Genomic DNA, 4,384 nt, shown 5'->3' on the forward strand with positions numbered 1-4,384 from the left:
CGACCGCACCATCAAGCTCCTGGAGCAGACCCCCGAGGACGAGCCCACCGGCGGCCACCTGGAGCGCTGGCGCGCGCTGCGCGACACCATCCACGTCGACGTCTGCGAACACGGCTACGACCCGGACCGCAACACCTTCACCCAGTCCTACGGCTCAGCCGAACTCGACGCCTCGCTGCTGCTGATCCCCCAGGTCGGCTTCCTGCCCCCGGACGACAAGCGCGTCATCGGCACCATCGAGGCGATCCAGCGCGAACTGTCCACCGAGGACGGCTTCGTCCTGCGCTACCCCACCGACGGCGGAGTGGACGGCCTGCCGGGCGACGAAGGCGCCTTCCTCGCCTGCTCCTTCTGGCTCGCCGACGCCCTCGCCCTGATCGGCCGCACCGACGAGGCCCGCGAACTGTTCGAGCGCCTGCTGTCGATCCGCAACGACGTCGGCCTGCTCGCCGAAGAGTGGGACCCGCGCCTCAAGCGCCAGGTCGGCAACTTCCCGCAGGCCTTCAGCCACGTCCCGCTGATCGACACCGCCCTGCGGCTCACCCAGCCCCTCGGCCCGGAATCCGGGGACACCACAGCTCCGTGAGACCGGCAGACCACAGAGCCGGGAAGTGATCAACACCACACTGGTTCCGCCTCTCGCCGGTGGTGCAGCCTGAGCGCTTCGCGCACGCCCCACATCCGGGCGCGCGGATTCCGTTCAGGGGGGTTTGATGGAACGTCGTACGGTTCTGCGTGGACTGGTGGGCCTGCCGGTCGGAGCGATGGCGGTGCTCTCCGCCGCCCGACCGGCCTGGGCCGACTTCACCACGACGGTGAATCCGTCGGCCAACTGGGGGACCTGGGAAGGGTGGGGCACCTCGCTGGCCTGGTGGGCCAACCAGCTCGGCCCCCGGGAGGACCTGGCCGATGTGCTGTTCAGTCGGAAGACCGTCCGGTTCCAGGGGCAGACGGTACCCGGGTTGGGGATGAACGTGGTCCGCTACAACGTCGGCGGCTCGGGAACGAACAGCATCGGCGGCCGGACGATGAAGCCCGGTCCGACACTGGACGGCTTCAAGCAGATCGAGGGCTACCAGCTCGACTGGGCCTCCGCGGACCCGCAGTCGTCCAGCTGGAACTGGAACGCCGACGCGCACCAGCGCGACATGATGTGGCTGGCCCGGGACCGCGGCGCCGACAGGTTCGAGCTCTTCAGCAACTCGCCGATGTGGTGGATGCTGAAGAACGACGACCCCCGCGGAGCGCCGGACGGCTGGAGCTGCAACCTGCGGGACGACATCTTCGGCCGCCACGCGGCGTACATGGCGACGGTGGCCCGGTACGCCCACGACCACTGGGGCATCGACTTCACCTCCGTCCAGCCGGTCAACGAGCCGGGGGCCAACTGGGGTGGCTACTCGCCGGACTTCATCGGCGGACAGGAGGGCTGCCACTACGACCGGCCCCGACTGGCCGAGATCATCCGGCAGACCCGCACCCAGCTGGACGCGCGCGGCCTGCACTGGATGATGGTGGCGGGCCTCGACGACTGGGGCGTCGGCAGCGCCGCGTACAACTGGCACGACAACCCCGACTTCGACGCCGCCACCCGCGCGGCCGTGGGACGGGTGAACGTCCACGGCTACGACGTCGACGGTGACCGCGACGCGCTGTACAAGATGGTGGCGGCGGACGGCAAGAACATCTGGATGTCCGAGTACGGCGACGTTGACACCAGCGGCCTCCAGCTCGCCCGGAACCTCAACTTCGACCTGCGCTGGCTGCACCCCACGGCATGGGTCATCTGGCAGATCCTCGACTGGGAGAACTACGGGGCGATCACCCTCACCAACGGGGTGATCGGCGCGGTCAACCCGAAGTACTTCCTGCTCGCCCAGTACATGCGGCACATCCGCCCCGGCATGACGATCATCGACGCGGGCCACCCCGACGCCGTCGCGGCCTACGACAGCGTGAACCACAAGCTGGTCATCGTCGCCGTGAACTACGGGGAAGGACAGTGGATCAACTTCGACCTCTCCCGGTTCGGCAGGCCCGGACAAGACGGTGCCCTGGTCGAGCGGTGGGCCACCGGGACGGACGCCGGCGGTGAGCGCTACCAGCAGCACGCGGACACCGTGATGCGCGGCACCCGGTTCTGGTCCTACTTCAACGCCCGTACCGTGCAGACCTTCGAGGTCTCCGACGTCTACGTGTAGGACGTCCGCCGGCAAGGGGCCCTGCCCTGGTGCCCGCCCCTGCCCGTCGACCCGGTCGGTCGACGGGCAGGGGCCGGGGCTCACTCCTGTACGGGCACGCACTCGTCGAGCAGGCCGACGATGTCGCGCCAGGCCCGCTGGGCCTGCTGCGGGTGGTGGGCGACGCCGGGGAGCACGGCGTGGCCGACCGTCGGGTGGTGGAAGGCGTGCTGGGCGCCGCCGTAGACCACCAGGCGCCAGTCGACGCCCGCGGCCTGCATCTCGGCGGCGAAGGCGTCCCGCCGCTCGGGCGGCATGATCGGGTCCTCCGACCCGACCCCGGCCCACACCGGGCAGCGGATCCGGGCGGCCTCCCCCGGACGGCCCGTGACCAGGCCGTTGACCGTCCCGATCGCCCGCAGGTCGACGCCGTCGCGCCCGAGTTCCAGCGCGATCGCGCCCCCGGTGCCGTAGCCGATGGCGGCGATCCGCTCGGGGTCGGTCCGCGGTTCGGCGAGCAGCACGTCGAGGGCCGCGTGGCCGATGCCCCGCATCCGGTCGGGGTCGTCGAGCAGCGGCATCACCCGCGCCAGCATCTCCTGCGGGTCGCTGATCCAGCGCCCGCCGTGGAGGTCGAAGGCCAGTGCCACGTAGCCCAGTTCGGCGAGGGCGTCGGCCCGGCGGCGCTGGAAGTCGTTCAGGCCGGGCCCCTCGGGCCCGATCAGGACCGCGGGCCGGCGGCCGGTTCCGGCGGGCAGCGCGAGGTGCCCGATCATCGTCATTCCGTCGGCCGGGTACTCGACCGTACGCGTGGTGACCATCGTCATGGAACGGGACTGTAGTGACGACCGGCCCCCGCCCGGGCCCGACTTAGCCGTCGGCAGAGCGGGCGGCCTGCCGCCCCGCCGCAGGCCGATCCGCCGCTCGCGCACCCGTAGACTCGGGCGCGAGCCGGACGGGATGAGGACCGATGGACTACTGCCGCCACGAGTTGAGCAACTGCGCGGACTGCGCTCCGCGGGCGCGGCCCCGCGAGGGCGCGCCCGGCGCCGAGTGGGACGGCTGGCCGCCGTCGGCGATCATCGTCCACGCCAGCCGGAAGGCGCATCTGCCGGGCTGCCCCCACATCCTCCCGGCCGACGTCGAACCGCCGGTCTACGGCTGGGTGCTCGACCCTTCGCCGGGGGCGTGGCGCCGGCTCTCCGACTCCAACCCGCTGCACGCCACCGGGGGCAACACCCAACGCTCCGCGACGAGCCGCTGTCAGGACTGCGACGCCACCCAGTAGGCCGTACCGGAGGTCGGGGGCACGGTCACCGCGAACGTCCCGGCGGCCGCCGCTGCGCTTCGCGTCGGAGCGGCTCCGCTGCGTGAGAGACTGGCGCGGTCAGTGTGATCCCTGTGCAAGGAGTGGACATGGCCGACCGCCAGAACGGCACCGTGAAGTGGTTCAACGACGAGAAGGGCTACGGGTTCATCACCCCGGAGTCCGGCCCGGACCTGTTCGTGCACTTCAGGTCGATCGAGGGGGCCGGCTTCAAGTCCCTCGTCGAGGGCCAGCGGGTGACGTTCGAGGCGGTCCAGGGCCAGAAGGGGATGCAGGCCGACAAGGTCCAGGTCGTCGAAGGCTAGGGCGTGCACCGGGCCTGACGGGCGGCGGCCCGGCTACACCGGCCGCCGGCCGGTGAGCCTCTGCCACCGGTCCCGTGCCTCGTCCAGTTCGCGGCGGGCCCCGGGGATGCACGTGTCCGCCTTCTGGCGGGCCAGCACGTCGGCGAGCCGGCGCCGGGCCTCCTCCTGGTCGGCCGTGTCCTCGACCGCTTCGCGCAGGTCGGCCTCGGCCCGGGGCACGAGCGCCTGGCGTTCGGCCGTGGCCGCCTTGGCGTCGGCGGCGGCGTTGAACACCTCGACGACGAACTTCCGGACCTCGGCCTCGGGCGTCCCCTCCAGCGGGACGGAGACCATCTGCCGACGGCCGGTCGGAAGCGCCACGTAGACGTGGCCGTCGGTGCCGGAGTACTCGTCGAGGAGCGCGACCTCGTGCAGCGGGTACTCCGCCGTACGGCCCTCGGCCGTCACCTCCAGTACTAGGGCCTGTCTTCGAACTCGCGTCGTCCGCCCGGAGGGCGGGCGGGGCGGCGTTGGGGTGCGTGCATCGCAAGGCGGAGGAGGGAGCCACTGCGGTGGGGGCACCTCCCGGCCGA

6 protein-coding genes are annotated in these 4,384 nt (G+C 71.7%); 4 read left to right on the forward strand and 2 right to left on the reverse strand.

Annotation, left to right across the window (positions count from 1 at the left end):
* The coding region (locus ACFY4B_RS42460) for a glycoside hydrolase family 15 protein (RefSeq protein ID WP_387977158.1) at positions 1-586 on the forward strand (586 nt) is incomplete at its 5' end.
* Positions 587-713: 127 nt separating this feature from the next.
* Positions 714-2,201, forward strand: coding sequence for a glycoside hydrolase (locus tag ACFY4B_RS42465; RefSeq protein ID WP_387977161.1), 1,488 nt, complete (start codon positions 714-716; stop codon positions 2,199-2,201).
* Between the two features lie 80 nt (positions 2,202-2,281).
* Here ACFY4B_RS42465 and ACFY4B_RS42470 read toward each other — a convergent pair whose 3' ends face one another.
* Positions 2,282-3,007: a dienelactone hydrolase family protein gene (locus ACFY4B_RS42470; RefSeq protein ID WP_387977163.1), complete on the reverse strand. Its 726-nt coding sequence runs from the start codon at positions 3,005-3,007 to the stop codon at positions 2,282-2,284.
* A 143-nt stretch (positions 3,008-3,150) separates the two neighbouring features.
* Between ACFY4B_RS42470 and ACFY4B_RS42475 the strand changes: the two genes are divergently transcribed.
* Together ACFY4B_RS42475 and ACFY4B_RS42480 are read left to right on the forward strand one after the other, a co-directional pair.
* A complete protein-coding gene (locus tag ACFY4B_RS42475) occupies positions 3,151-3,468 on the forward strand; it encodes a hypothetical protein (protein ID WP_387977166.1) in 318 nt (105 codons plus the stop codon).
* A 128-nt stretch (positions 3,469-3,596) separates the two neighbouring features.
* Positions 3,597-3,812, forward strand: a complete 216-nt coding sequence (locus ACFY4B_RS42480; RefSeq protein WP_049650536.1) for a cold-shock protein — start codon at positions 3,597-3,599, stop codon at positions 3,810-3,812.
* A gap of 33 nt (positions 3,813-3,845) precedes the next feature.
* Here ACFY4B_RS42480 and ACFY4B_RS42485 read toward each other — a convergent pair whose 3' ends face one another.
* On the reverse strand, positions 3,846-4,259 hold the full coding sequence (locus ACFY4B_RS42485; protein ID WP_387977169.1) for a hypothetical protein: 414 nt from the start codon (positions 4,257-4,259) through the stop codon (positions 3,846-3,848).
* Between the last annotated feature and the right edge of the window lie 125 nt (positions 4,260-4,384).

It is taken from the genome of Kitasatospora sp. NPDC001261 (assembly GCF_042896795.1).
Taxonomy (GTDB): Bacteria; Actinomycetota; Actinomycetes; order Streptomycetales; family Streptomycetaceae; genus Kitasatospora.